20 protein-coding genes are annotated in these 25,078 nt (G+C 73.5%); 14 read left to right on the top strand and 6 right to left on the bottom strand.

What is annotated here, in order from left to right; translation table 11 throughout:
- The first annotated feature begins 5 nt into the window (after positions 1-5).
- From IE251_RS35570 to IE251_RS35540, 7 genes are all read left to right on the top strand, one after another.
- Positions 6-3,854, top strand: a complete 3,849-nt coding sequence (locus IE251_RS35570) for a type I polyketide synthase (protein ID WP_189757074.1) — start codon at positions 6-8, stop codon at positions 3,852-3,854.
- Between the two features lie 682 nt (positions 3,855-4,536).
- Positions 4,537-5,340, top strand: a complete 804-nt coding sequence (locus IE251_RS35565) for an ABC transporter ATP-binding protein (protein WP_189757073.1) — start codon at positions 4,537-4,539, stop codon at positions 5,338-5,340.
- Complete coding sequence (locus IE251_RS41810) at positions 5,340-7,850, top strand: FtsX-like permease family protein (protein WP_189757072.1); 2,511 nt, start codon at positions 5,340-5,342, stop codon at positions 7,848-7,850. Before IE251_RS35565 ends, IE251_RS41810 begins: the two co-directional genes overlap by 1 nt.
- An 89-nt stretch (positions 7,851-7,939) precedes the next feature.
- Complete coding sequence (locus IE251_RS35555) at positions 7,940-9,238, top strand: sensor histidine kinase (RefSeq protein ID WP_189757071.1); 1,299 nt, start codon at positions 7,940-7,942, stop codon at positions 9,236-9,238.
- Complete coding sequence (locus tag IE251_RS35550; RefSeq protein ID WP_030793664.1) at positions 9,202-9,846, top strand: response regulator; 645 nt, start codon at positions 9,202-9,204, stop codon at positions 9,844-9,846. The genes IE251_RS35555 and IE251_RS35550 overlap by 37 nt, the downstream gene beginning before the upstream one ends.
- Positions 9,847-9,966: 120 nt before the next feature.
- Positions 9,967-10,722 (top strand): thioesterase II family protein, encoded by a 756-nt coding sequence (locus IE251_RS35545; RefSeq protein ID WP_189757070.1) that lies wholly within the window; start codon positions 9,967-9,969, stop codon positions 10,720-10,722.
- On the top strand, positions 10,719-11,588 hold the full coding sequence (locus tag IE251_RS35540; RefSeq protein ID WP_189757069.1) for an SDR family oxidoreductase: 870 nt from the start codon (positions 10,719-10,721) through the stop codon (positions 11,586-11,588). The genes IE251_RS35545 and IE251_RS35540 overlap by 4 nt, the downstream gene beginning before the upstream one ends.
- Positions 11,589-11,641: 53 nt before the next feature.
- Here IE251_RS35540 and IE251_RS35535 read toward each other — a convergent pair whose 3' ends face one another.
- From IE251_RS35535 to IE251_RS35515, 5 genes are all read right to left on the bottom strand, one after another.
- The gene (locus IE251_RS35535) at positions 11,642-11,833 is read right to left on the bottom strand and encodes a ferredoxin (protein WP_030613384.1); all 192 of its coding nucleotides are present in this window, start codon (positions 11,831-11,833) and stop codon (positions 11,642-11,644) included.
- A gap of 26 nt (positions 11,834-11,859) precedes the next feature.
- Positions 11,860-13,095, bottom strand: a complete 1,236-nt coding sequence (locus IE251_RS35530; RefSeq protein ID WP_189757068.1) for a cytochrome P450 — start codon at positions 13,093-13,095, stop codon at positions 11,860-11,862.
- Positions 13,096-13,147: 52 nt separating this feature from the next.
- Entirely contained in the window at positions 13,148-14,380 is a 1,233-nt protein-coding gene (locus IE251_RS35525) for a cytochrome P450 (protein ID WP_189757067.1), read from the bottom strand.
- A gap of 508 nt (positions 14,381-14,888) precedes the next feature.
- Positions 14,889-15,095 carry a tautomerase family protein gene (locus IE251_RS35520; protein ID WP_189757066.1) on the bottom strand — a complete coding sequence of 69 codons (207 nt, stop codon included), beginning with the start codon at positions 15,093-15,095 and terminating at the stop codon, positions 14,889-14,891.
- Between the two features lie 61 nt (positions 15,096-15,156).
- The gene (locus IE251_RS35515) at positions 15,157-15,921 is read right to left on the bottom strand and encodes an SDR family oxidoreductase (RefSeq protein WP_189757065.1); all 765 of its coding nucleotides are present in this window, start codon (positions 15,919-15,921) and stop codon (positions 15,157-15,159) included.
- A gap of 107 nt (positions 15,922-16,028) precedes the next feature.
- Here IE251_RS35515 and IE251_RS35510 point away from each other — a divergent pair, with 107 nt between their 5' ends.
- A complete protein-coding gene (locus IE251_RS35510; RefSeq protein WP_189757064.1) occupies positions 16,029-16,877 on the top strand; it encodes a helix-turn-helix transcriptional regulator in 849 nt (282 codons plus the stop codon).
- 7 nt (positions 16,878-16,884) lie between these two features.
- Here IE251_RS35510 and IE251_RS35505 read toward each other — a convergent pair whose 3' ends face one another.
- Positions 16,885-17,493 carry a TetR/AcrR family transcriptional regulator gene (locus IE251_RS35505; RefSeq protein ID WP_189757063.1) on the bottom strand — a complete coding sequence of 203 codons (609 nt, stop codon included), beginning with the start codon at positions 17,491-17,493 and terminating at the stop codon, positions 16,885-16,887.
- A 72-nt stretch (positions 17,494-17,565) separates the two neighbouring features.
- On the opposite strand from IE251_RS35505, the gene IE251_RS35500 reads away from it, so the two are divergent.
- The 6 genes from IE251_RS35500 (at position 17,566) to IE251_RS35475 (ending at position 25,023) form a co-directional block, all read left to right on the top strand.
- Positions 17,566-18,396, top strand: a complete 831-nt coding sequence (locus tag IE251_RS35500) for a class I SAM-dependent methyltransferase (RefSeq protein WP_189757062.1) — start codon at positions 17,566-17,568, stop codon at positions 18,394-18,396.
- Between the two features lie 1,349 nt (positions 18,397-19,745).
- Positions 19,746-20,642 (top strand): proline iminopeptidase-family hydrolase, encoded by an 897-nt coding sequence (locus tag IE251_RS35495; RefSeq protein WP_189757061.1) that lies wholly within the window; start codon positions 19,746-19,748, stop codon positions 20,640-20,642.
- A 29-nt stretch (positions 20,643-20,671) separates the two neighbouring features.
- On the top strand, positions 20,672-21,610 hold the full coding sequence (locus IE251_RS35490; RefSeq protein ID WP_189757060.1) for an ACP S-malonyltransferase: 939 nt from the start codon (positions 20,672-20,674) through the stop codon (positions 21,608-21,610).
- Positions 21,611-21,666: 56 nt separating this feature from the next.
- Positions 21,667-21,918: a phosphopantetheine-binding protein gene (locus IE251_RS35485; protein ID WP_030793698.1), complete on the top strand. Its 252-nt coding sequence runs from the start codon at positions 21,667-21,669 to the stop codon at positions 21,916-21,918.
- 13 nt (positions 21,919-21,931) lie between these two features.
- Positions 21,932-23,500, top strand: coding sequence for an AMP-binding protein (locus IE251_RS35480; protein ID WP_373302092.1), 1,569 nt, complete (start codon positions 21,932-21,934; stop codon positions 23,498-23,500).
- A complete protein-coding gene (locus tag IE251_RS35475; RefSeq protein ID WP_189757059.1) occupies positions 23,497-25,023 on the top strand; it encodes a class I adenylate-forming enzyme family protein in 1,527 nt (508 codons plus the stop codon). The genes IE251_RS35480 and IE251_RS35475 overlap by 4 nt, the downstream gene beginning before the upstream one ends.
- Positions 25,024-25,078: the final 55 nt, after the last annotated feature.

The raw sequence follows: 25,078 nt of genomic DNA, 5'->3' as shown, positions 1-25,078 counted from the left end.
GGACCATGGCCGAGTCCGAGATGCCGGACACCAGGATGGTCGAGGCGCTGCGCGCCTCGCTGAAGGAGATCGAGCGGCTGCGGGAACGCAACCGCGCGCTGACCGCGGCGGCCCGGGAACCGGTCGCGATCGTCGGCATGGCCTGCCGCTACCCGGGCGGTGTCCGCTCCCCGCAGGACCTGTGGCGGCTGGTCGCGGACGGCGGCGAGGGCATCACCGCCTTCCCCGCCGACCGGGGCTGGGACCCCGGCCTGTACGACCCGGTCCCGGGCACACCGGGCCGCTCGTACACCCGGCAGGGCGGATTCCTGCACGACGCGGGCGACTTCGACGCCGCCTTCTTCGGTATCGCCCCGAACGAGGCCCTCGTGATGGACCCCCAGCAGCGGCTGCTGCTCGAAGGTTCCTGGGAGGCCCTGGAGAACGCGGGGATCGACCCCGCGACCCTGCGCGGCTCCCGCACCGGCGTGTTCGCGGGCGTCATGTACCACGACTACTTCGGCAGCTTCGGCTCCGGCAGCATCGTCTCCGGCCGGGTCGCCTACACCCTCGGCCTGGAGGGGCCCACCCTCAGCGTCGACACCGCCTGCTCCTCGTCCCTGGTCACCCTGCATCTGGCCGCGCAGGCGCTGCGGCAGGGGGAGTGCGCGCTGGCGCTGGCCGGGGGAGTGACGGTGATGGCCTCGCCGGGCACGTACGTGGAGTTCAGCCGGCAGGGCGCGCTCTCCCCGGACGGGCGGTGCCGCTCCTTCGCCGACGACGCGGCCGGCACCGGGTTCTCCGAGGGGCTGGGCGTCCTGGTGCTGGAACGGCTGAGCGACGCCCGGCGCAACGGCCATCCGGTGCTGGCGGTGCTGCGGGGTTCGGCCGTGAACCAGGACGGTGCCTCCAACGGGCTGACGGCGCCGAACGGTCCGTCGCAGCAGCGGGTGATCCGGCAGGCGCTGGCCTCCGCCCGCCTCACCACCGCCGATGTGGACGTGGTCGAGGCGCACGGTACGGGGACGACGCTGGGTGACCCGATCGAGGCGCAGGCGTTGCTGGCCACCTACGGCCAGGACCGGGAGCAGCCGTTGTGGCTGGGCTCGGTGAAGTCGAACATCGGGCACACGCAGGCCGCCGCCGGGGTCGCCGGTGTCATCAAGATGGTGATGGCGATGCGCCACGGTGTCCTGCCCAGGACCCTGCATGTGGACGAGCCGTCCACGAAGGTCGACTGGGAGGCGGGGAACGTACGGCTGCTCACCGAGGAACGGGACTGGCCCGCCATCGACCGGCCGCGCCGGGCCGGAGTGTCCTCCTTCGGGATCAGCGGCACCAACGCGCACGTCATCCTCGAGGAGGCACCCGCCGAGGACCCGGCGGACGGCGAACCGGACGCCCCCGTCGTCGTCTGGCCGCTGTCCGCCCGCTCCGCACCCGACCTGCCCGCCCAGGCCGAACGGCTGCACGCCTTCCTGGCCGGCCGGCCCGGACCGCACCCGGCGGCCGTCGCCCGCGCCCTCGGCACCAGGCGCACCGCCTTCGGCCACCGGGCGGCCGTCACCGGCACCGGCCGGGAGGACCTGCTGGCCGGGCTGCGCGCCCTCGCCACCGGGACGCCCGCGCCCGGCGTCGTCACCGGCCGGGCGCGCTCCGGCACCCGTACCGCCTTCCTGTTCACCGGGCAGGGCGCCCAGCGCCCCGGCATGGGCCTGGAACTACGCGCCCACTACCCCGTGTTCGCCGACGCCTTCGACGCGGTCGAGGCGCGGCTCGGCCTGGACCTGACCGGGGTGCTCGCGGGCGACGACACCGACGCCGTCCACCGCACCGAGTACGCGCAGCCCGCGCTGTTCGCGTTCGAGGTCGCCCTGTTCCGGCTGCTGGAGTCCCTCGGGGTGCGGCCCGACCTGCTCGCCGGGCACTCCGTCGGGGAGATCGCCGCCGCCCATGTGGCCGGCGTCCTCGACCTGGACGACGCCTGCGCCCTGGTCGCCGCGCGCGGCCGGCTCATGCAGGCGCTGCCGGAGGGCGGGGCGATGGTCGCCGTGAAGGCCACCGAACAGGAGGTACGGCCCCTGCTGGACGACCGGGTCGCCCTCGCCGCGGTCAACGGCCCGGACTCGGTGGTCCTCTCCGGCGAGGAGGAGGCGGTGCTCGCCGCCGCCGAGGGCTTCCCCAAGGCCAGGCGGCTCACCGTCTCGCACGCCTTCCACTCGCCCCTGATGGACGGCATGCTCGACGAGTTCCGGGCCGTGGCCGAGAAGCTGGCCTTCCACCCCGCGCGCATCCCGCTGGTGTCCACCCTCACCGGCCGCCTCGCCAGGGACGGGCTCCTGAGCGACCCCGGTTACTGGGTGCGGCACGCCCGGGAGGCCGTCCGGTTCGCCGACGCCGTCACCGCCCTCGCCGCCGCCGGCGCCGGCCGCTTCGTGGAACTCGGCCCCGACGCCCACCTCACCGGCCTCGCCCGCGCCTGCCCGGCGGCCGACGGCGCCGTCCTCGTCGCGCTCGGCCGCCGCCACGGCGGTGAACCCGCCGCGCTGGCGTCCGGCCTGGCCCGCCTGCACACCGACGGCCTCGCCCCCGACTGGGCCGCCCTGTTCCCCGGCACGGCCCGCGCCGAACTGCCCACCTACGCCTTCCGGCACGAACGTTACTGGCTGAACGCCGACGTGCCCCTCACCGCCGGCCCCCTGGCCGAGCCCGTCCCGGCCACCGCCCCCGAGGACGGCGGGCCGTTGCGGCGACGGCTGGCCGGTGCCGGGCCGGCCGAGCAGGAGGCCCTGCTCACGGACCTGGTCCGGTTTCAGACCGCCGCCATCCTCGGCCACAGCGGACCGGAGGCCGTCGAGCCCGACGCCGTCTTCCTGGAGATCGGCCTGGACTCCGTCACCGCCGCCGAACTCCGCGCCGCCCTGGGCGCCGCCCTGGACACCACCGTGCCCGCCGGTGCCGTCTTCGACCACCGCACCCCGGCCGCCCTCGCCGCCGCCCTGCGCGGCCACCTGGCCGGCGGACCGGCGGCCCCGGACGACAACGGCGACCTCGAATCGGTCGGCGGCCTGGTGCGGCGCGCGGCGGCCGACGGACACATGGACCAGGCCATCGAGCTGCTGCGCACCGTCGCCGGGATCCTCCCCGGCTTCTCCCGCCTGGCCGAACTCGGCGGCCTCACCGACCCGGTGCGGCTGGCCACCGGCCCCGCCGGGCCCCGGCTGGTCTGCCTGCCCTCGCCGATGGCCCTGGGCGGCGCCCACCAGTTCGCCCGCCTCGCCCGGCACTTCGAGGGCCGCCGGGACCTGCTGGTGCCCACGATGCCCGGTTTCGGCCCCGGCGAACCGCTGCCGCGCTCGGTGGACGCGGTGCTGGAGGCGGTCGTCGAGGGCATCCGCCGGGCCTGCCCGGACGAACGGCCGTACGTGCTCGTCGGCTACTCCTCCGGCGGCCAGTTCGCCCACGCGGCGGCCGAGATCATGGAGAAGGCCGGCCGGCCGGCCGCGGGCGTGGTGCTGCTGGACACCTACCTGCCCGGGGACGACGGCAAGGACGAGCTGTGGCGGCAGATGTTCGACGGCATGCTGGCCCGCGAGTCCGCCCTGGGCGGTTTCGGCACCGCCCGCCTGGCCGCGATGAGCCGCTACAGCGACCTCATCCAGCACTGCCCGCCGGGCGTGCTGACGGCGCCGGTGCTGTTCGTGCGGCCGACCGAGTCCTTCGCCACCGGGCCCGGCACCGGGGACTGGCGGGCGCTCTGGCCCGCCGAGCACCGGCCGGCCGACGTGCCCGGCACCCACTTCACGCTGCTGGAGGACCACGCGGAGACCACCGCCGAGGCGGTCGAGGCCTGGCTGGCCGCCGGGCCGCGCTGAGCCGGCGCCGCCGGAAAGGCGGCGGACGGCGGACGAGGTGCGGACATCGTCCCGCGCGGGCGGCCGAAAGGCCGCCCGCGCCCGCATATCTCCCTTATTCGGCGACCTCGCGGAAATGCGACACCCATGCCTCGATATCACATCGGATACTGTCCGGGTCTACTCCTAATCGCGCGGCGATTTCGTCCGCCGCCGATTCCGGCTGCCAGTCGCCGCGCTGAAGCGCCAGCCACATCGTCGTACCGCGCGGACCGCACCGGTGGCGCTTCCCGGTGCGCCGGGAGAACAGCTCCAGATAACCATCGGGCCGGACGCTCGCGGTCAGCTCGTGATCAGGCCTCCTGGCCATGGGACATCCCATCTATCGTGGATTTATCCGGTCGGTTTCGACGGTACCCGTAGTCACGCCCCGGGACACGGGTGGCAATCGGCCCTTTCCCGGGGGAGCCAGATATGCGGTCGAGGTGGTGACACCTCTGCACAAAAATGACGTCACCCCTGCACAAAGATGGAGACATCGCCGTACACATGTCACCGGAATACTGCCGAAACCTGGACCGGGAAGGTAGAGAAACCTCTACCTCGAACCGGGCGGACAATGCCAATGTGCCGCGGGCGTGCCCGTTCCTAATCTGGTCCCCAGACATCGCGTGAGAGACGCGTCATCCCCGAGGGAGCCCCAGTGCACACTTCACACGACCTCCGCCGGACGGAGGCGGTACGGCTGGACGCCGTGTCGAAGATCTACGGCCGGGGAGACGGCCAGGTGGCCGCGCTGCGCGAACTCACCATGAGCTTCGCCGACGGCACCTTCACCGCCGTGATGGGCCCCTCCGGATCCGGGAAGTCCACCTTCCTGCACTGCGCCGCGGGACTGGTCCAGCCCAGCTCCGGCACGGTGACCGTCGGCGGCACCGACCTCGCCGGACTGGACGACACCCACCTGACCAAGCTGCGCCGCGACCGGATCGGCTTCATCTTCCAGTCCTTCAACCTGCTGCCCGCGCTGACGGTCATGCAGAACATCACGCTGCCGCTGCAACTGGCCGGACAGCGGCCCGACAAGGCCCTGATCCGCACCGTCGTCCAGCGCGTCGGCCTCGCCGAGCGGCTCGGTCACCTGCCGGCCGAGCTGTCCGGCGGCCAGCAGCAGCGCGTCGCCATCGCCCGTGCCCTGGTGACCCGCCCCGCCGTCGTCTTCGCCGACGAGCCCACCGGCGCCCTGGACACCCGCACCGCCGCCGCCGTGCTCGGACTGCTGCGCGAGTCCGTCGACACCGCCCGCCAGACCCTGGTCATGGTCACCCACGACCCGGTCGCCGCCTCCTACGCCGACCGCGTGGTCTTCCTCGCCGACGGTGCCTACGCCGGCGAACTGCACCGGCCCACGGCCGACGCGGTCGCCGCCCGGATGACCAGGCTCGGCGCCTGGGAGGACGACACCCACCGGCAGAGCGCCCCGCAGCACTCGGGAGGACGGTACTGATGTGGCGCCTGGCACTGCGCACCCTGAAGTTCCGCCGCACGAGCTTCGTCGCGACCTTCCTCGCCATGTTCCTCGGCGCCGCGATCGTCATCGGCTGCGGCGGCCTGATGGAGACCGGAGTCCGCATGGCCGCCGCGCCACAGCGCCTGCGCGAGGCCCCGGTCGTCGTCACCGGTGAACAGACCTACGACTCCAGCGCGCTGACCGAACGGCACCGCATCGACGCCGGCCTGGCCGGCGAGGTGGCCCGGGCCGACGGAGTGCGCGCGGCCGTGCCCGACGTGTCGTTCCCGGCCACCGTCCTCAAGGACGGCAAGCCGCTGACGGAGAAGTCCGCGTCGTACGGCCACGGCTGGGCGAGCGCCCGGCTCACCCCCTATACCCTCGCCGCCGGGAAAACCCCCGTCACCGGCGGCGAGGCCGTGCTCGACGCCGGGCTGGCCCGGCGGGCCGGTGCCCGCCCCGGTTCCCCGGTCGACATCGTCGTCCAGGGCACCGCCCACCGGTTCCGGGTCAGCGGCATCGCCGAACAGCGCGGCGACCACAACCCCGACGCGGCCGTGTTCTTCACGGACGACCGGGCCCGTACCCTCGCCGGCGGCCGGATCGACTCCGTCGCCGTGCTGCCCGAGCCCGGAACGAGCGCCGCCGCCGTCGCGGACGCGGTGCGCGCCGAGGTCGGCGACCGCGCCGAGGTCCTCACCGGCGAGCGCCGCGGACTGGCCGAGCTGCCCGGCACCCTCTCCAGCCGGCGCACCGTCGTCATCCTCGCGGCGGTCTTCGGCTCCTCGGTCGTCCTGATCGTCATGTTCGGCGTCGCCTCCACCCTCGGCCTCTCCCTCCAGCAGCGCGCCCGTGAGATGGCCCTGCTGCGCGCCGTCGGCTCCACCCCGAAGCAACTGCGCCGCATGATCCTCACCGAGACGGCCGTGCTGTCGGTGGCCTCCGTCCTGCTCGCCCTGGCGCCCGGCTACGCCATCGGACGGCTGCTGTTCAAGGTGCTGACCTCCAGCGGCGTGGTGGCACCCGCCATCACCTACCACGCCGGCCCGCTGCCGATGGCCACCGGCGCCGCCGTCACCGTGCTCGCCGCGGCCGGCGCCACCCGGTTCGCCGGACGGCGCGCCGCCCGCACCGAACCGGTCGCCGCGCTGGCCGAATCCACCGCCGGCAGCCGCTGGTTCAGCCTGCCCCGGCTGCTGCTCGCGCTGTTCTTCCTCGCCAACGGCATCGGCCTGGCCGTCGCCACCGCCACCGTGATGGAGGACGGCCCCACCCTCGCCAGCACCGCCGGACCCGCCTCCGTGCTGTTCTGCGTCGGCCTCGCCCTGCTCGCGCCCGGCCTCACCAAGGCCATGGTGGCGCTGCTGCGACCGCCCGTACGGGCCCTGTCCGGACTCTCCGGGCAGCTGGCGCTGCGCAACGCCGCCACCGCCCACGTCCGCATGGCGGGCGCCGTCGCACCGATCGTCCTGCTCATCGGCATCGCCACGGGCACCCTGTACATGCAGTCCACCGAGAACCACGTCTCGCGGACCTCCTACGACGAGAACATCCTCGCCGACTACGTCCTCGACTCCACCACGGGCGGATTCGCGCCCGGCGTCGTCGCCACGGTGCGGGCCACGCCCGGGGTGGCCGCGGCCTCCGAGTTCGTCACCAGCCGGGGCTTCGTGGACCGCCCGGGCGGCCCCGCCGACACCGACCTGCGCGGAGTCTCCGCGGAAGGGGTGCGCCAGAGCCTCGACCTGCCCGTGGTCGCCGGCTCCCTGGAGGACTTGCGCGGCGACACCGTGGCGCTGTCCGAGAAGAAGGCCCGGGAGTACGGGGTAGGGGTCGGCGACCGGCTGCCGCTGCACCTCGGCGACGGCACTCCGCTACGGCCCACCGTCGTGGCCCTCTACACCGACAACCCCAAGCAGCAGTACCTGACCCTGCCCGCGGCCACCCTCGCCCCGCACACCGGCGACGGGCTGCCGCGCCAGATCCTGGTCCGTGCCGCGCACGGCACCGGCACCGGGGTCCACGACCGGCTGGCCGCGCTGGCCGCCCGGGTGCCCGGCACCGAGCTGGACGACAGCTCCTCCCTGGCCGGCCGGAACAACCAGATCCAGCAGATCCTGGTGTCCGCCAACTACACCATCGTCGCCATGATCGTCGGATACGCGGCCATCACCGTCGTCAACACCCTGGTGTCCGTCACCCGCAAACGGCGCGCGGAGTTCGGCCTCCAGCGGCTCACCGGCGCCACCCGCGCCCAGGTGATCGGCATGCTGACCGTGGAAGGCGTACTGATCGGCGTCGTCGCCACCGTCCTCGGCACCCTCGCCTCCGCGACGACCATCGTCCCCTACAGCCTCGTCAAGAGCGGCTCGTACCTGCCCTCCGGATCCCTCGGCATCTACCTCGCCATCGTCGGCGGGTCCCTGCTGCTGGTGTTCGGCGCCACGCTGCTGCCCTCCTGGCGCGGTATGCGCAGCCCCGCCGTGGACACGGTGAAGGCCGCGTGAGCCGCGTCGCCCCTGCCGGGCCGTCCCCGCTTCCCCCGGGCGGGGACGGCCCCGGCGCGACGGGCGGCGGCGGATGGGAACATGAGCGCATGAAGACTGTGCCGGTCGCGTGGCGCGGCCGCCCGCGGCGCGCCGCCCTGGACACCCTGGTCGGCGTGGCCACCGCCACCGGAGCCCTGCTGTCGGTCGTCCTCTTCGTCACCACCACCTACTTCGTCATCCTCTGCCTGATCGGCATCGGCTTCCTCGCCCTGCCCTACCTCACCCGGGCCGTGCGGTGGCTGTGCGACCTCAACCGGCGCGCCGCCGCCCGCTCCGGCGTCCCCGTCGAGCGGCCCTACCGGCCCGAACCGCAGGAGATCGAGCGGGACATCGTCGGCTGGACGCGCCGCTGCAAGTGGATCCTCGCCGACCCCGCGACCTGGCGGGACCTGCTGTGGCTGCTGCTCAACACCGTCGTCGGGCTCGTCGGTTTCGTACCGGCCGCCCTGCTGTACTACGCGGGGGAGGGGCTGTTCCTGGCCTGCGGGCTGTGGCGGCCGGTCGCGGACGGGGGAGCGGGCCGCTGGTACGCCGGCGTCACCGTCGGCAGCTGGCCGGCCGCGCTCGCCGCCGGACTGCTCGCGCTCGTCGTGCTCACCGGCTGGCTGCTGCTCTCCCCGCTGGTGCTCAAGGGGTACGCCTACTTCGTCCGGTTCCTGCTCGGTCCGACCCGCGGCGCCCAACTCGCCTCGCGCGTACAGCACTTGTCGGAGACCAGGTCGGGCGCGCTGGACATCCAGGCCGCCGAACTGCGCCGCATCGAACGCGATCTGCACGACGGCGCCCAGGCCCGGCTCGTCAGCCTCGGGCTCCAACTCGGCGCCGTCGACCGGAAGCTGGGCCAGGACCCGGAGGAGGCCCGCCGGCTGCTGCGGCAGGCCCGCAGCTCCTCCGTGCAGGCCCTGCGCGAACTGCGCGACCTCGTCCACGGCATCCACCCGCCGGTCCTCGCCGAACGCGGCCTGGCCGACGCCCTGCGCGCCCTGGGCCTGGCCAGCCCGCTGGAGGTGACCGTCGTGGTGGACCTGCCCGGCCGGCTGCCCGACCCGGTCGAGTCCGCCGTCTACTTCGCCGTGTCCGAACTGCTCACCAACGCCCTCAAGCACGCCGACGCCCAGCGGGTGGAGATCGTCGCCTGGCGCGCGGACGACACCCTGCACGCCCGGATCACCGACGACGGCCGCGGCGGCGCCGACGCCTCGGCCGGGAGCGGTCTGGAGGGCATCCGCAGGCGGCTGGCATCCTTTGACGGCGTCCTGGAGATCAACAGCCCTCCGGGCGGACCGACCGTGATCAAGCTGGAGCTGCCGTGCGCGTTGTCCTCGCCGAAGACCTCTTCCTCCTGAGGCAGGGAATCATCCAATTACTGGAGGCGTACGGCTTCGAGGTCGCCGCCGCCGTCGACAACGGCACGGACCTCGCCGCCGCGATCGCCGACCACCGGCCCGACGTGGCCATCGTGGACGTACGCCTGCCGCCCACCTTCACCACCGAGGGCCTCCAGGCCGCCCTGCGGGCCCGGCGCGAACGCCCCGGCCTGCCGATCCTCGTGCTGTCCCAGCACGTGGAGCAGATGTACGCCCGCGAACTGCTGGCCGACGGCACCGGCGGCATCGGCTATCTGCTCAAGGACAGCGTCCTCGACGACGAGCAGTTCATCGACGCCGTACGCCGGGTCGCGGCCGGCGGCACGGCCATGGACCCCGCCGTCGTCGCCCAGTTGATGACCAGCCACTCCCGGGACGAACCGCTGGCCGCCCTCACCGCCCGCGAACGCGAGGTGCTGGAACTCATGGCCGAGGGCTGCTCCAACACCGCGATCGCCCAGCGGCTCACCGTCACCGAGGGCGCGGCGGCGAAACACATCTCCAACATCTTCACCAAGCTGATGCTCCCGCCGTCCAGCGACAGCAACCGCCGGGTCCTCGCGGTGCTCGCCTACCTCAACGCCTGAGCGAAACCCGGGAGGTGGGGCGGGTAGGGGTGGCCAGGGGCCCTTGACCGCGTGAGACTGCTGGAGCCCGTTCGCGCCCCGCGCGGGCGCAGCCGTCTCCAGGAAGGGAACGCCCGCCCCATGACCACGCTCGCCGAGCACGACCGCCTCTGGATACGCCGCTACCATCCCCGCCCGGACGCGGCGGCCAGGCTGGTGTGCCTGCCGCACGCGGGCGGCTCGGCGACCTTCTACCACCCCGTTTCGGCGAGCATGCCGGAATCCGTGGACGTGCTCGCCGTGCAGTACCCCGGCCGCCAGGACCGCCGCCAGGAACCCTGCGCGGAGAGCATCCAGGAACTGGCCGACCGCCTCACCCCCGTGCTGCTGCCGTGGGCCGACCGTCCCCTCGTCCTGTTCGGTCACAGCATGGGCGCCACCCTCGGCTTCGAGGTCGCCCGCCGGCTGGAACGCGACCACGGCGTGGTGGCGCGGGCGCTGGTCGTCTCCGCCCGCCGCGCCCCCTCCTGCCCGCGCGACGAGTCCGTCCACCTGCGCGACGACGACGGGCTCATCGAGGAGATGCGGCTGCTCAGCGGCACGGACTCGGCCATCCTCGACGACATCGAACTGATCCGCATGGCCCTGCCCGCCATCCGCGCCGACTACCGGGCCGCCGAGACCTACGTCTACGAGCCCGGACCGAACCTGCGCTGCCCCGTCGTCGCCCTGGTCGGCGACGACGACCCCAAGGTCACCGTGGAGGAGGCGCGCGCCTGGTCCCGGCACACCGACGCGCCCTTCGAACACCGCGTGTTCCCCGGCGGCCACTTCTACCTGACCGACCATCAGAAGCAGGTGCTCGACCTGCTGGCCGAGAAGGCGGTGGAGGCATGAGGTCGGTCCTCGTCACCGGATGCGGCAGCGGCATCGGGCTGGAGACGGCGCTGGCGTTCGCCCGGCGCGGCGACCGGGTCCACGCCTGTGTGCGCGACCCCGCCACCGCCGGGGAACTGCTGCGGCGCGCCGACGCGGAGGAACTCACCCTGGACGTCCCGCGGCTGGACGTCACCGACGACGCCTCCGTGACCGCCGCCGTCACCGCGGTGCAGGACCGGTACGGGCCCCTGGACGTCCTCGTGAACAACGCCGGTGTCGACCGGACCGGACCGGCCGAGACCATGCCCCTCGAACACGCCCGCACCGTGTTCGAGACCAACTTCTGGGGTCCGCTGCGGCTGGCCCGCGCCGTGCTGCCCGGGATGCGCGCCCGGGGCTCCGGCGTCATCGTCAACGTCTCCTCGCTGGCCGCCCGTACCTTCGCCGTGCCGCACGGCGGGTTCTACGCGGCGAGCAAGGCCGCCCTGGGCGCCCTCAGCGAGGCCCTGTACGCGGAGGTCCAGCCGTTCGGCATCCGCGTGGTGTGCCTGGAGCCGGGCAGCTTCGCCACCGCCATCCAGCGCGCCTCCCGGGCCGGCGCGGCCGACGGGCAGCCGCCCGGGACCGGCCCGTACGCGGCGGACCACGCCTGGCTGGACCGGTTCCTCGCCCGGGTCGCGGAGGGCGCCGCCGACAGCGCCGGGGCGGCCCGCGCGGTGCTCGCCGCCGCCGACGACCCCACGACCCCCCTGCACACCGTGGTCGGCGACGACGCGCGGGCGGCACTGGAGTTCCTCGACGGGGTCACCTACGAGCAGTGGCTGCCCCGCTTCCTGGAGCAGGCCGGGTCGCTGGCGGGCCCCCGGCCCGCCGGCCCCCGGTAGCACGACGTCGGCGGCGGGACCGGCCACCCGGTCCCGCCGCCGACGCGCGGGCTTCAGTCGTGCACCCGGATCGAGCGGGACGGGCACAGGTCCGCGGCCTGGGCGACCTGCTCGCGCAGCTCCTCGGCCGGCTCCTCGCTCAGCAGGGTGACCAGGCCGTCGGCGTCCTGGTCGAACACCTCGGGGCTCAGCAGCGCGCACTGGCCGGAGCCCACGCACCGGTCGCGTTCGGCGGAAACACGCATCAGGGACAGTCCGTTCGCGTCGGCCGTCACCAGGTGACGGGGAGTTCGTAGACGCCGTACACCATGGCGTCGTCCTTGAACCGCAGCTCCTCCACCGGGGCGGCCAGCCGCAGGCCGGGGACGCGGCGCAGCAGCGTGCCGTAGACCGCCTCCAGTTCCGCCCGGGCGAGGTTGGCGCCGATGCACTGGTGGACGCCGTAACCGAACGCCAGGTGGGAGCGGGCCTCCTTGCGGTGGATGTCGAGGGTGTCCGGGTCCGGGAAGACCGACTCGTCGTGGTCGGCCGCGTTGTTCAGGGCGAGGATGCCCTCGCCCGCGCGGATGGTGACGTCGCCGACCTCGATGTCCGCCACCGCGACCCGGGCGGTGCCGGCGTCGGAGATGGAGAAGACGCGCAGCAACTCCTCCACGGCGTTCGGCAGCAGGGCCGGATCGGCCCGCAGCTCGGCCATCTGCTCCGGGTGCTCCAGCAGGGCCAGCACCCCGAGGGCGATCATGTTGGCGGTGGTCTCGTGGCCGCCGACCAGCATCAGCCGGGCCATCGTCACCACATCGGTGTGGTCGGCGACCTGCTCGGTGCGGTTCTTCTCCAGGAAGCGGCTGATGAGGTCGTCGCCCGGCTCGTTCTCCTTCAGGGTGACGAGCTGGTCGAGGTACGTGTCCAGGGCCTGCACGGCAGCCCCGTACTCCTGCGGGCTCAGGTCGTGGTTCATCAGCGCCGCCGACCACTCCTCGAACCGCGCATGGTCCTCGTAGGGCACGCCGAGCAGTTCGCAGATCACCAGCGAGGGCACCGGCAGCGCGAGGGCGGTGACCAGGTCCACCGGGCCGCCCGCGGCCAGCATCGCGTCCACGTGCTCGTCCACGATCTGCTGGATCCGCGGCCGCAGCTCCCGCACCCGCCGGGCCGTGAACTCCGGTATCAGCATGCGCCGGTGGGCGGTGTGCTCCGGCGGGTCCATGTTCAGCATCATCAGCCGGACCTGCGCCAGCAGTTCCTCGGGGATGTGGAACTGGTGCGGATAGCCCGGGAGTTTGAGGTTGGAGCTCACCCGGCTGTCGCCCAGCACCTGCCGGACGTGCTCGTGCCGGGTGACCAGCCAGGCCGGCTTGCCGTTCACTTTCAGGGCGGCGCGGGAGACGGGGGCGTCGGCGCGCAGCCCGGCGTACTCGGGCGGCTCGGCGAACGGGCAGGTGCGCCGCAGGGGGAACCGCACCGGCGGCGCTTCCGTCCCGGCTACGGCGTCGGCGGACTGGGTCATGGCTGCCTTTCGGACATCGGTGACGACAGGAGGAGGGCGGGGCGGGGGAGCGTCACCAGGTGACGGGCAGCTCGTACAGGCCGTAGACGATCGCGTCGTCCTTGAACCGCAGCTCCTCCACCGGGGTGGCCAGGCGCAGCGTCGGGATCCGCTCGAGCAGCGCCGAGTAGACGACCTCCAGCTCCATGCGGGCCAGGTTCTGGCCGATGCACTGGTGGACGCCGTAGCCGAACGCCAGCTGGCTGCGGGCCTCGCGGCGCACGTCCAGGCGGTCGGGGTCGGGGAAGACGCGGGCGTCGTGGTTGGCCGCGTTGTTCAGCGGCAGGATCCCCTCACCGGCCCGGATGGTGACCCCGCCCAGCTCGATGTCCTCCAGGGCGACCCGCGCGGTGCCCGCGTCGGAGATGGAGAAGAAGCGCAGCAGCTCCTCCACCGCGCGCGGCATCAGCTCCGGCTCCGCGCGGACTGCGGCCAGCTGGTCCGGGTGCTCCAGCAGGGCCAGCACACCGAGCGCGATCATGTTGGCGGTCGTCTCGTGCCCGGTGACCAGCATCAGCTTGGACATGCTGACGATGTCGGAGTGTTCCACGGCCGGTGTCTGCCGGTTGAACTCGATCAGCCGGCTGATCATGTCGTCGCCCGGCTCGCTCTCCTTGGCGGTGACCAGCCCGTCCACGTACCGGTCCAGCTCGTAGTGGGCGCGGCCGCGGTCCTCCTCGCTGATGTCGTGGTTCATGATGGCCCACGCCCACTCCTCGAACCGGCCGTGGTCCTCGTAGGGGACGCCGAGCAGTTCGCAGATCACCAGGGAGGGCACCGGCAGGGCGAGGGCGGTGACCAGGTCGACCGGGCCGTCGGCGCCCTTCTCCAGCATGTGGTCGATCTGCTGGTCCACGATCTGCCGCACCCGGCCGCGCAGCTCGCGCATCCGCCGCACACTGAACTCCGGGGCCAGCATGCGCCGTTGCACGGTGTGGTCCGGCGGGTCCATGGACAGGAAGGTCAGCGGCACCGACTGGAGGATCTCCTCCGGCACCGGCACCTGGAGGGGGTAACCGGGCAGCTTCAGGTTCGCGCTGACCCGCTCGTCGCCCAGCAGCTTCTTGTACAGGTCGTGCCGGGTGACCAGCCAGGCGGGCTTGCCGTTGACCTTCAGCCGGGCCCGGGAGACGGGAGCGGTCTCGCGCAGCTCGGCGTAGGCGGCCGGCGGGCTGAAGGGACAGGCCCGCCGCATCGGGAAGTCCGGCGGCGCGGCCTGGTCGGCCGGTTCGGCAGGTGCAGTCATCAGGTCCTCTTCGCACGGGAGGGAGCGGGAGGCGCCGGCGACGGATGCTCCGGGCGCGGCACCGTGCGGCGCTGTCGGCCGTCCCCCGCACGCTAGGCACCCACCGGGGCGAACCCCAACCCCTAGCCGCCCCTAGGGGGCGGGGGCGTCGGTTTCCGGGGCGCGTCGTACGGACCCGGTGCCACGAGGAGGGCGGTCGGTGGCCTTATAGAATGGGAGGGGGAATTCGATGATGGGGCATTTATTGATATCGGGTCATGGATCGGGTGAGGTCGGCTTGGTCCATGGTTCTGACTTCCTGTCGTGGCCGTCAGTCCTGGAATGTGAGCCGATCTCGGAAGCCGAAGATTTCAGGGATGCGGTCAGGCGTGTCCTGGAATCGCTGTGGGGAGCGGGAATGCGAGCCGTAGCCGTCTGCGACTTCGAGGACGGTCTTCCGTATTCCGGGGGCATCGACCTGTACCGCTGACGTGGGCCGGCGGCCTTGCCGGATCAGGAAACCAGAGACTCAACTGCGGCCGAGCATCTCGGCGGTGAGGATGGTTCCGCCGAGACTCCAGCCGCCGTCCGCGACTTCCTCGAGGATCACGAGTGTGTTCGGGCGGGCCCGTTCTCCGTAGACGTCGGCGAACGCGTCGGTGACGGCGTCCTGGAGCTTCTTCCTGGACGCGTCCGTGAGCGTGCCGGCGGGAACCTTGAGGTTGGCGTAGGGCATGAGGCGTTCCTTTTCGATGGTGAGTGTCGGGTGGGAGGGCGATGCGGGGCGGACGGCGCCGTCAGGCCATGCCGCCGTTCGCCCGCAGGACCTGGCCGTTGACCCAGTGCCCCCGCGCGCTGGTGAGGAAGGCGACCACATGGGCGATGTCGGCCGGTGTTCCCAGGCGCTCCAGCGGCGGGGCCTTCGCCAGCGCCTCGATCTGCTCCTCCGTCTTGCCGTCCAGGAACATGTCGGTCGCCGTGGGCCCGGGGGCGACGGTGTTGACGGTGATGTCCCGGCCCCGCAGCTCACGCGCCAGGATCAGGGTCATCGCCTCGACGGCGCCCTTGCCGGCGGCGTACGCGCCGTAGCCCGGGAACCGGGTGGCCACCACGGAGGTCGAGAAGGCGACGAAGGAGCCGCCCGCGCGCAGCCGGCGGGCGGCCTGCCGCGCGACGACGAAGGTGCCGCGGACGTTGGTACGCAGCACGGCGTCGAGCACGTCCAGATCGAGGTCGGCGATCGGGGACAGAGCCAGCCGTCCGGCGCAGTGCACGACCACGTCCACACCGCCGAACTCGTCCCGCACCCGGTCGAACACGGCGGCGACGGCGTGTTCGTCGGCGACGTCGGCCCGGAGCGCGATCGCCCGGCCGCCTGCCGCGGTGATCGCCTCCACCGTTTCCCGGGCGGAGGCGGAGTCGCTCGCGTGGTTCACGGCCACGGTCAGGCCCTCGTGGGCCAGGCGTTCGGCCACGGCGCGCCCGATGCCGCGTGAGCCGCCGGTGACGATGGCGACCCGGCGGGACGCCGCTTCGGGGGCGGCTGTGTCGGTGGGGTTCATGTGTCCCACGATGCGCCGCTCGCCGCCGTGCGTACCAGGGGATGTCATCCCCTGTGTCAGCGGCACGCCGGCGCCGCCATCTCGCGCAGACTAGGGGTGTGGCTTCCATGAGATACACCGAGCTCGGCGCCTTCCTGCGTTCGCGCCGCGAGCGCATCCGCCCCGAGGACGTCGGCCTCGTCGCAGGGCCGCGCCGCCGTGTGCCGGGGCTGCGCCGTGACGAGGTGGCGCAGCTCGCGGGCGCCTCGGTCGACTACTACAACGAGATCGAGCGAGGCGCGGGATCACAGCCCTCGGAGCAGATGCTCGCCGCCCTGGCCCGCGCGCTGCGGCTGACGTCGGACGAGCGCGACTACCTCTACCGCCTGGCCGGACGCCCCCTGCCCGCGCCCGGCGGACCCCGGTCGCATGTGCACCCCGGGATGACGGACCTGCTCACCCGGCTGACCTCGACCCCGGCGCAGGTGATCACCGACCTGCATGTCACGCTCGTACAGAACCCCCTCGCCATCGCCCTGCTCGGCGACCACTCGGGGTTCCGGGGCAAGAACACGAGCTTCATCCACCGCTGGTTCACGGACGCCGACGCCCGCCGCCTCTACCCCGAAGCCGATCACGACGCCCAGTCCCGGGCGTTCGTCGCCGATCTGCGGGCCGCCGCGGCGCGCCGGGACACGAAGGACCCCGAGGCCCGCACCCTGATCGCCGACCTGAACGCCTGCTCACCCGAATTCGCCGCCCTGTGGGCCCGGCACGAGGTCGGGGTCCGCCGGGGCGACCGCAAGCGCATCAACCACCCCGCGCTCGGCACGCTGGAGGTGAACTGCCTCAGCCTGCTCAGCGAGGACGGCCGGCAGCGGCTGCTGTGGTTCACCCCGGCGCTGGGCACGGACAGCGCCGGAAAACTGGAGCTGCTCGCCGTCGTGGGGACACAGCTCGCCGACATCCCGCGCTGACGGCGTGTCAGTGCGCGTCGGGCCGGCCTGGCAGGGCGCCGGCGAGCACCGTGGTCACCAGCTTGTGCACAGTGGCCGTCGTCGGCGGTCCCGGGTCGCGGTCCGCGAACAGCAGATGCCCGCCTCCGACCAGGGAGAGGGTGAGCGAGTCGATGTCGGCGCCGGCCGCGATGCGGCCCTTCTCGCGCTCGTCGGCCAGGTAGGCGGAGACCGCGGTCGTGACCTCGGTCAGGATCGCCAGGCCGCCTCCCGGCCTGGCCTGCCGCAGCCGGGCGCGCAGCTCGTCCCGGAAGGTGATGAGCGGGATGATCGCCACCGGGACCGGTCCGAAGAGGGTGGTCAGCGCATCGGTGAGGTTGCCGGCCACCGTGCCGGTGCCCACCGCCGCGCGCAGCGCCTCCGCCTGCCGTTCGAGCTGTGCGGCCCGGTCGAGCACCAGCTCGGCGAGGAAGGCGTCGAAGTCGGGGAAGTGCCGGTGCAGGACACCCTTGGCACAGCCCGCCTCGTCGGTGACGGCCCTGCTGGTCAGCCCGTTCGGGCCGGTACGCAGCAGTACGCGTTCGGCGGCGTCGAACAGCTGCCGCCGCGCGTCGCGAAGGTGCACCCCGGTCGGCACTCACGGATCCTCTCGTCGGCCCGGTCCTGGGCGTCCATTGCTGAGTGGGCGCTCGCCCACTAGAGTGAACGCATGCCCACTTTACCGCGAGAGCATGCAGAGGGAGAGCGGCCGGAGCCGGTGCGGCCGCACCAAGTCCGGCAGGTGGCCGAGTCCTTCGGCACGGACGCGCAACGCTACGACCAGGCTCGCCCGGGCTATCCCGAAGACCTGGTGGCACGGATCGTCGCCGGCAGCCCGGGGCCCGACGTGCTCGACGTCGGCTGCGGCACCGGCATCGCGGCCCGCCAGTTCCAGGCCGCCGGCTGCGCCGTGCTCGGCGTCGAGCCGGACGCGCGGATGGCCGGCTTCGCACGGGCGCGTGGCCTGGAGGCCGAGGTGGCGACCTTCGAAGCCTGGGAGCCGGCCGGCCGGACGTTCGACGCGGTGATCGCCGCCCAGTCGTGGCACTGGGTCGACCCGGTCGCCGGGGCCGCGAAGGCGGCCGAGGTGCTGCGTCCGCGCGGGCGCCTGGCCGTCTTCGGGCACGTCTTCGAGCCGCCGGCCGAGGTGGCCGAGCCGTTCGCGGCCGCCTGTCGCCGGGTGGCGCCCGACTCCCCGTTCCAGCCGGCGCGACGTCCACTGGAGACGTACCAGGCGGGGTACGCGAAGATCGCCGACACGCTCCGCGCGACCGGGCGGTTCGGTGAACCGGAACAGTGGCGATTCGACTGGGAACGGTCCTACACCCGCGACCAATGGCTCGACCTGCTGCCCACCACCGGCGGCCTCACCCGACTCGACTCCGCCCGACTGGCCGGGATACTGGGCGCGGTCGGGGACGCCATCGACGCCCTCGGCGGCCGCTTCACCATGCACTACACCACCCTGGCGACCACCGCCGTCCGCACCGGCACACCTTGATCCGCCGCCGCCCGTCGCGGGCAAGGCCGGCGGGCACGGGCCACGGGACGTCTCCGGCAGCGGGACAGGCGGGCCACCTCACGGCAGTCCCGACCGGCAACGTGACCGCCGGCCGGGCGTGCGCCAACACCCCGGGCAGCGGCCCCACGACCTACCCACGTCGTCCCGCCGCCGCGCCGCACACGACTCCCGAAGGGCCGCCCCCGCCCGCCTGCGTGACTTGGCCGCCGTGTCGGACGCGGGTGCCGATGGGGCCGTCCCGCTCGTATTGCCACCTGGCGGCGGTGTCGGGCGCGGCTGCCGGCAGGCTCTGGCCTGTTCGCCTGCGTGACCTTGGCACGGTGTCGGGCGCGGCTGCCGTAGGCCCCGCCTCCGCCCGCCGCGTCACCCCGCCGCCGTGCCGGGTGTGAGTGCTGGAAGGGCTCCGCCTCGCTCGTCCACGTGACCTTGGCGCGGTGTCGGGCGCGGCTGCCGTAGGCCCCGCCTCCGCCGCCCGCGAAGTGAGCCCGCCGCCATGCCGGGAGTGAGCGTTGGAACGGCCCGCCGCTCGCCCGTGTCATCCCGCCGCCCGTGCCGGACGCGAGTGCCGAAACAGCTCGTCCCCGCCCGCAACGCCCCCCCGCACCGGTCCGCGACTGCGGTGACGGCTCGGTGCCGTCCGCCATGTGACCTCGTCGCCGCGTCGGCGTGGTTGTCGGCATGACCCGCTCTCGCTCGGTCATCTCACCCTGCTGCCACGCCGGACGCGGCTGCCGGTAGGCCCCATCCCCGCTCGTCCACGTGACCTCGGTGCCATGTCGCAAGCGGCTGCCGAAGGCTCCGCCTCCGCCGCCCGCGAAGTGAGCCCGCCGCCATGCCGGGCGGGAGTGTCGGAACGGCCCGCCGCTCACCCGTGTCATCCCGCCGCCCGTGCCGGACGCGAGTGCCGAAACAGCTCGTCCCCGCCCGCAACGCCCCCCCGCACCGGTCCGCGACTGCGGAGACGGCTCCGTGCCGCCCGCCATGTGACCTCGTCGCCGCGTCGGCGTGGTTGTCGGCATGACCCGCTCTCGCTCGGTCATCTCACCCTGCTGCCACGCCGGGCGCGGCTGCCGGTAGGTCCCGCCCCCGCTCGCCCACGTCACCCCGCCCGTCGGCTGCCACATGACCCGCCCCCACCCCCGTACGCCCCCAGTCCCCCCGCGTACCGCCTAGGGGCGGTTAGGGGTCTGGTGGCGGGGCGGGGGCCGTTAGCGTCGGCTGCGGAACTCGGGGGAGACGGTGAGGGCACCGCGCCCCGGCTCTTCCGGTCCCGGCCGGTGTCCGCGCCCGGCCGCCGTTCAGTCCCGCAGCGAGCAGAGGTGATCAGCGTGTCCCCGGAAGCCAGCGCGAAGGGCACCGTCCCCTTCGGGGAGTACCGGACCTGGTACCGGGTGACCGGTGAGCTCGGCGCGGGACGGCCGGCGGTCGTCGTCGTGCACGGCGGGCCGGGCAGCACCCACGACTACCTGCTGCCGCTCGCCCGGCTCGCCGAGGACGGCTGGCCCGTCGTCCACTACGACCAGCTCGGCAACGGCGGCTCGACCCATCTCCCGGACAAGGACCCGGAGTTCTGGACCGTCGAGTTGTTCGAGGACGAACTGGCCAACCTGGTCGAGCGGTTGGGCGTCGCGGACGATTACGTGCTGTTCGGGCAGAGCTGGGGCGGCCCGCTGTGCGCCCGGCACGCCATGACCGCCCCGCCCGGCCTGCGCGGCCTGGTCGTCGCCAACGCGCCCGCCTCGTACCCGCTGTGGCTGAAGGAGATGGCCCGGCTGCGCGCCGCGCTCCCGCCGGAGGTGGACGACACCCTGCGGCGGCACGAGGCGGCCGGCACCTACGACAGCGAGGAGTACCTCGCCGCGATGCGGGTCTTCTACGACCGCCATGTGTGCCGGGTGACGCCCTGGCCCCGGGACTTCCTGTCCTCCTTCATGGAGATCTACAACGACCCCACGGTCTACTACGCGATGAACGGCCCCAACGAGTTCCATGTCATCGGCTCCCTGAAGGACTGGTCGATCGTCGGCGACCTGCACCGCGTCCGCACCCCGACCCTGCTGATCAGCGGACGCCACGACGAGGCCACCCCGGCCGTCGTCCAGCCGTACCACGACGGGATCCCCGGAGCCCGCTGGGAGATCTTCGAGGAGTCCAGCCACCTTCCGCACCTGGAGGAACCCGAGCGGTTCCACGCGGTGCTGACCGACTTCCTCAAGAGCCTGTGACCCGCCAGGGCCCGAAAGGGGACACCGCCATGGCACCCGACACCGCCCTCGTCTTCCCCGGCATGGGACCCGTACCGTTCGCCGAGGTGGGCAGGTTCATGGTGGCCAACCCCATCGCCCGGGACCTGGTCGCCGTGGCCGACGACGCCCTCGGCTACTCCCTCGTGGACGCCTTCCGCACCTCCCCGGGCGACTACTCGGAGGCCGCCCAGGTCGCGTTCTTCGTCAACTGCCTGGCCTGCGCTTACTGGGCCGGCGAACACCTCGGGGTGGAACCCGGCATCGTCGCCGGGCCCAGCTTCGGCGAGAAGGCGGCCCTCGCCTACACCGGCGCGCTGGACCTGCCCGACGCCGTCCGCCTGACCGCCGAGATCGCCCGCTGCCTGGAGGAGTACTTCGCCACCGAGCACCGGGACATCGTCACCCTGTCCTTCGTCCGCGCCCCGCGCGACGGCCTCGACGAGATCCTCGCCGAACTGGACGAGGCGGGGGAGTGGCACGAGATCTCCTGCCGCATCGACGACGGCTTCTTCATGCTGTCCCTCTCCGAACACCGGGTGAGCTGGATGGAAGAGCGGCTGCGCGCCATCGGCAGCCTCCCCCTGTACACCATGCGGCCCCCCATGCACGCCTCGGCGTTCCGGCCGCTGCGCGAGAAGGCCGCCCGCGAGGTGGTGTCCCGCTACACCTTCGCCGACCCCTCACTCCCCGTCGTCGCCGACCAGGACGGCCGGGTCCTGCGCACCGGCGAGGAACTGCGCACCATGCTCCTCGACGGCTTCGACCACCCGATGGACTGGCCGAGCGTCACCACGGCCCTGAAGGACGCCGGTGTCCGCCGGATGTGCGTCGCCGGACCCGACAGCCTGTTCGGCCGGGTGCCCCGCACCGTCCGCCAGTTCGACGTCGTCGCGGCCCAGCCGCGGCTGGCGATGACCCCCCGGCGCCGTACCCGCGCCGCCGCCTGACCCCCGGCGCCGTACCCGCGCCGCCTGAACCCCCGCCCGACTCGTTGGAGGCCCCCATGTGGGACGACCGGTTCGAACACATACTCCGCCCCTTCCTGCCGTTCCTGCCGCCGCAGGAGGAGCTGACACCGGAGTCCGACCTGAAGGACCTCGGCCTGGACTCGCTCGGCACCGTCCAGCTCCTCGGCACCCTGGAGGAGGACTACCAGGTCCGCTTCCGCGACAGCGCGCTCACCATGGACACCTTCCGCACCGCCGGCGTGCTGTGGGACACCCTGCGGGGCATGCTGCAGAGCACCGCGGGCTGACGGGGCGGTCACCGTGGACCCCACCGTGGACGGCACGCTGTCCGGCCGGTTCGCGTGCGGCCTGGCCCTCGCCCCCGACCGGCCCGCGCTGCACGCCGACGGCGTCGACCTCACCTACCGCGAACTGCACGAACTCGCCCTCGTCCGGGCCGGCTCACTGCTCGCCCGGCTCCCCGGCCGCCCGCCCGCCGTGGGCGTGCTGGCCGGCAAGGGACCCACGGCGTACGCCACCCTGCTGGCCGGCCTGTACAGCGGCGTCACCGTCGTCCCCCTCCAGCCGGCCTTCCCCGCCGCCCGCACCCGGCGGATGATCGAGGCCGCCGGGGTCGGCGCGCTGCTCGCCGACGACGACGCCCTGCCCGCCCTGACCGCGCTGTACGAGGACGGGCTACGGCTGCCTACGCTGTTCGCCCCCGGCGGGCAGCCCATGCCGGCGCTCGCCCTCGACCCGGACAGCGCCCTGAAGGCACCCCAGCCCACCCGGCCCGGTGACATCGCCTACGTGCTGTTCACCTCCGGCTCCACCGGCCGGCCCAAGGGCGTCCCGGTCACCCACGCCAACACCGCCCACTACTTCGGACTGCTCGACGAGCGCTACGACTTCGGGCCGCACGACGTCTTCTCGCAGACCTTCGACCTCAACTTCGACTGCGCGATGTTCGACCTGTTCTGCGCCTGGGGCGCCGGGGCCGCCGTCGTCCCCGTACCCGCCCGGGCGTACGCGCGCCTGCCGGAGTTCGTGGCCGAGCGGGGCATGACGGTGTGGTTCTCCACGCCGAGCGCGATCACCCTCGTACGCCGCACCGGCGGGCTCGCCCCGGGCGCGCTGGGCTCGCTGCGCTGGAGCTTCTTCGCGGGGGAGGCGCTCGGCTGCAAGGACGCCGAGGACTGGGCCGCCGCCGCGCCGGGCGCCGCGCTGGAGAACCTCTACGGCCCCACCGAGCTGACCATCACCATCACCGCGCACCGCTGGACACCGGGCCGCCACCCGAACGACATGGTGCCCATCGGCGCCGTCCACCCCGGCCACGACACCCTGCTGCTCGACCCCTCCGGCGCGCCCAGCACGGGTGAAGAGGGCGAACTGTGCGTCGCGGGACCCCAGTTGACCCCGGGTTACCTCGACCCGGCCGACGACGCCGGTCGGTTCCTGGAACACGACGGCCGGCGCTACTACCGCACCGGCGACCGGGTCCGGCGCGCCGACGACGGCGGCTGGCACTACCTGGGCCGCAAGGACGCACAGGTCCAGGTGCACGGCATCCGGGTGGAACTGGCCGAGGTGGACGCCGCCGCCCGTACCTGCCCCGGCGTCGAGGACGCGGTGACCGTGGCCGTACCCGTGGACGGCACCGTGGAACTCGCCGTCTTCCACACCGGCGCGCCCGTGCCGCCCGCCCGGTTCGCCCGCCATCTGCGCGCGCTGCTGCCGGCCGCCGTCGTCCCGCGCGCCTACCACCACCTGGACGCCCTCCCGCTCAACGCCAACCGCAAGACCGACCGCAGGAAGCTCGCCTCCCGGGCCGCGGCCATGCGGCAGCCGGCCGGAGGCACACACGAAAGGCGGCAGGAGTCGCAGTGAACGGTCAACCGACAGTGCCGGCCCGCACCGACGCCCGGGTGCACGACCTGCTCGACGAGGCCACCGCCGAGCACCCCGACGCCTGGGCGGTCTCCGACGCCACGGGCCGCTGGACGTACCGGGAACTGGCCGCCCACAGCCACGCCGTCGACGCCTGGCTGCGCGCGCGGGGCATCGGCCACGGCGACCGGGTCCTGGTCCAGCTGCCCAGCACCCGGGAACTGGTCGCGCTGCTGTACGGCACCGCGCGCCGGGGCGCGGTCCTCGTCCCCGTCAACACCGGCATGAAGGACTACCACCTGCGGGCGGTCGTGGAGAACGCCGAGCCCGCGCTGATCGTCGTCACCGACCCGGCCGTGGAGCGGATCGGCGCCCTGGCCGGCGAGGTGCCGGTCCGCGGACTCGGCCCGGCCTGGGAGGAGATCACCGCGCTGCGCGAGCGCGAGGTCCGCCCGGCCGAGGCCCCGGTCGGCGCCGACGACATCGCCGTCCTCGTCTACACCTCCGGCTCCACCGCCGCGCCCAAGGCGGTGATCTGCCCGCACGGCCGGATGGTCTTCGCCACCGAGGCCATCGGCCTGGAACTCGGCTACCGCCCCGACGACGTGGTGTTCTGCCGCTTCCCGATCTCCTGGGACTACGGCCTGTACAAGGTGCTGCTCACCGCCGCCGGACGTAGCGAACTCGTCCTCGCCGACGGCGAGTCCGACCTGGTGCTGCTGCGCCGCATCCGGGAGACCGGTGCCACGGTCGTCCCGATCGTGCCCTCCCTGGCCGCCATGATCTGCGCCCTCGCCGCACGCGAACCCGCCCGCGAGTCCCGGGTGCGCCTGTTCACCAACACCGGTGCCGCGCTGCCGAAGTCGACCGCCGACGCCCTGCGCACCGCGTTCCCCGGCGCCGAGGTGGTCGTCCAGTTCGGGCAGACCGAGTGCAAACGCGTCTCCGTGCTGCCGCCCGCCTTCCAGGACGCCAAGCCCCACTCCGTCGGCCGCCCGCTGCCCGGCACCCGCGCCTTCGCCGTGGACGACGAGGGCCGGCCGCTGCCGCCCTGGCAGACCGGCGAGATCGTGGTCGAGGGACCGCACGTCATGCCCGGCTACTGGCGGGCCCCGGAGCAGACCGCCCGCGCCTTCCGGCCCGCTCCCGGCGGCGGACTGCGGCTGCACACCGGCGACTTCGGCCATGTGGACGAGGACGGCTTCCTCTACTACGAGGGCCGCCGCGACGACATGTTCAAACACAAGGGCGTCCGTATGAGCACCACCGAGATCGAGGCCGCCGCCACCGATGTCGCCGGTGTCCGCGCCGCCGCCGTCCTGCCGCCCGCCGAGGACCGCCCCCTCGCGGTGTTCGCCGAGGGCGACATCGACCCGCACACCTTGCTCAAGGAGCTGTCGCTGCGGCTGGAACCCGCCAAGGTGCCCACCGTGAGCCGGGTCGTGGACGAACTGCCGCTCACCCCGCACGGCAAGCACGACCGCAAGGCGCTCGCCCGCCTGCTGGAAGGAGCCACCGCGTGACCGCCACGGAGCCGACCGGGCGCGACCCCCGGACGACCACCGACCCGGCCGGACG

The organism is Streptomyces eurythermus (assembly GCF_014649115.1).
Taxonomy (GTDB): domain Bacteria; phylum Actinomycetota; class Actinomycetes; order Streptomycetales; family Streptomycetaceae; genus Streptomyces; species Streptomyces eurythermus.
Note: the sequence above shows the minus strand (reverse complement) of the source record. Positions and strands in the feature narration are given on the sequence as shown.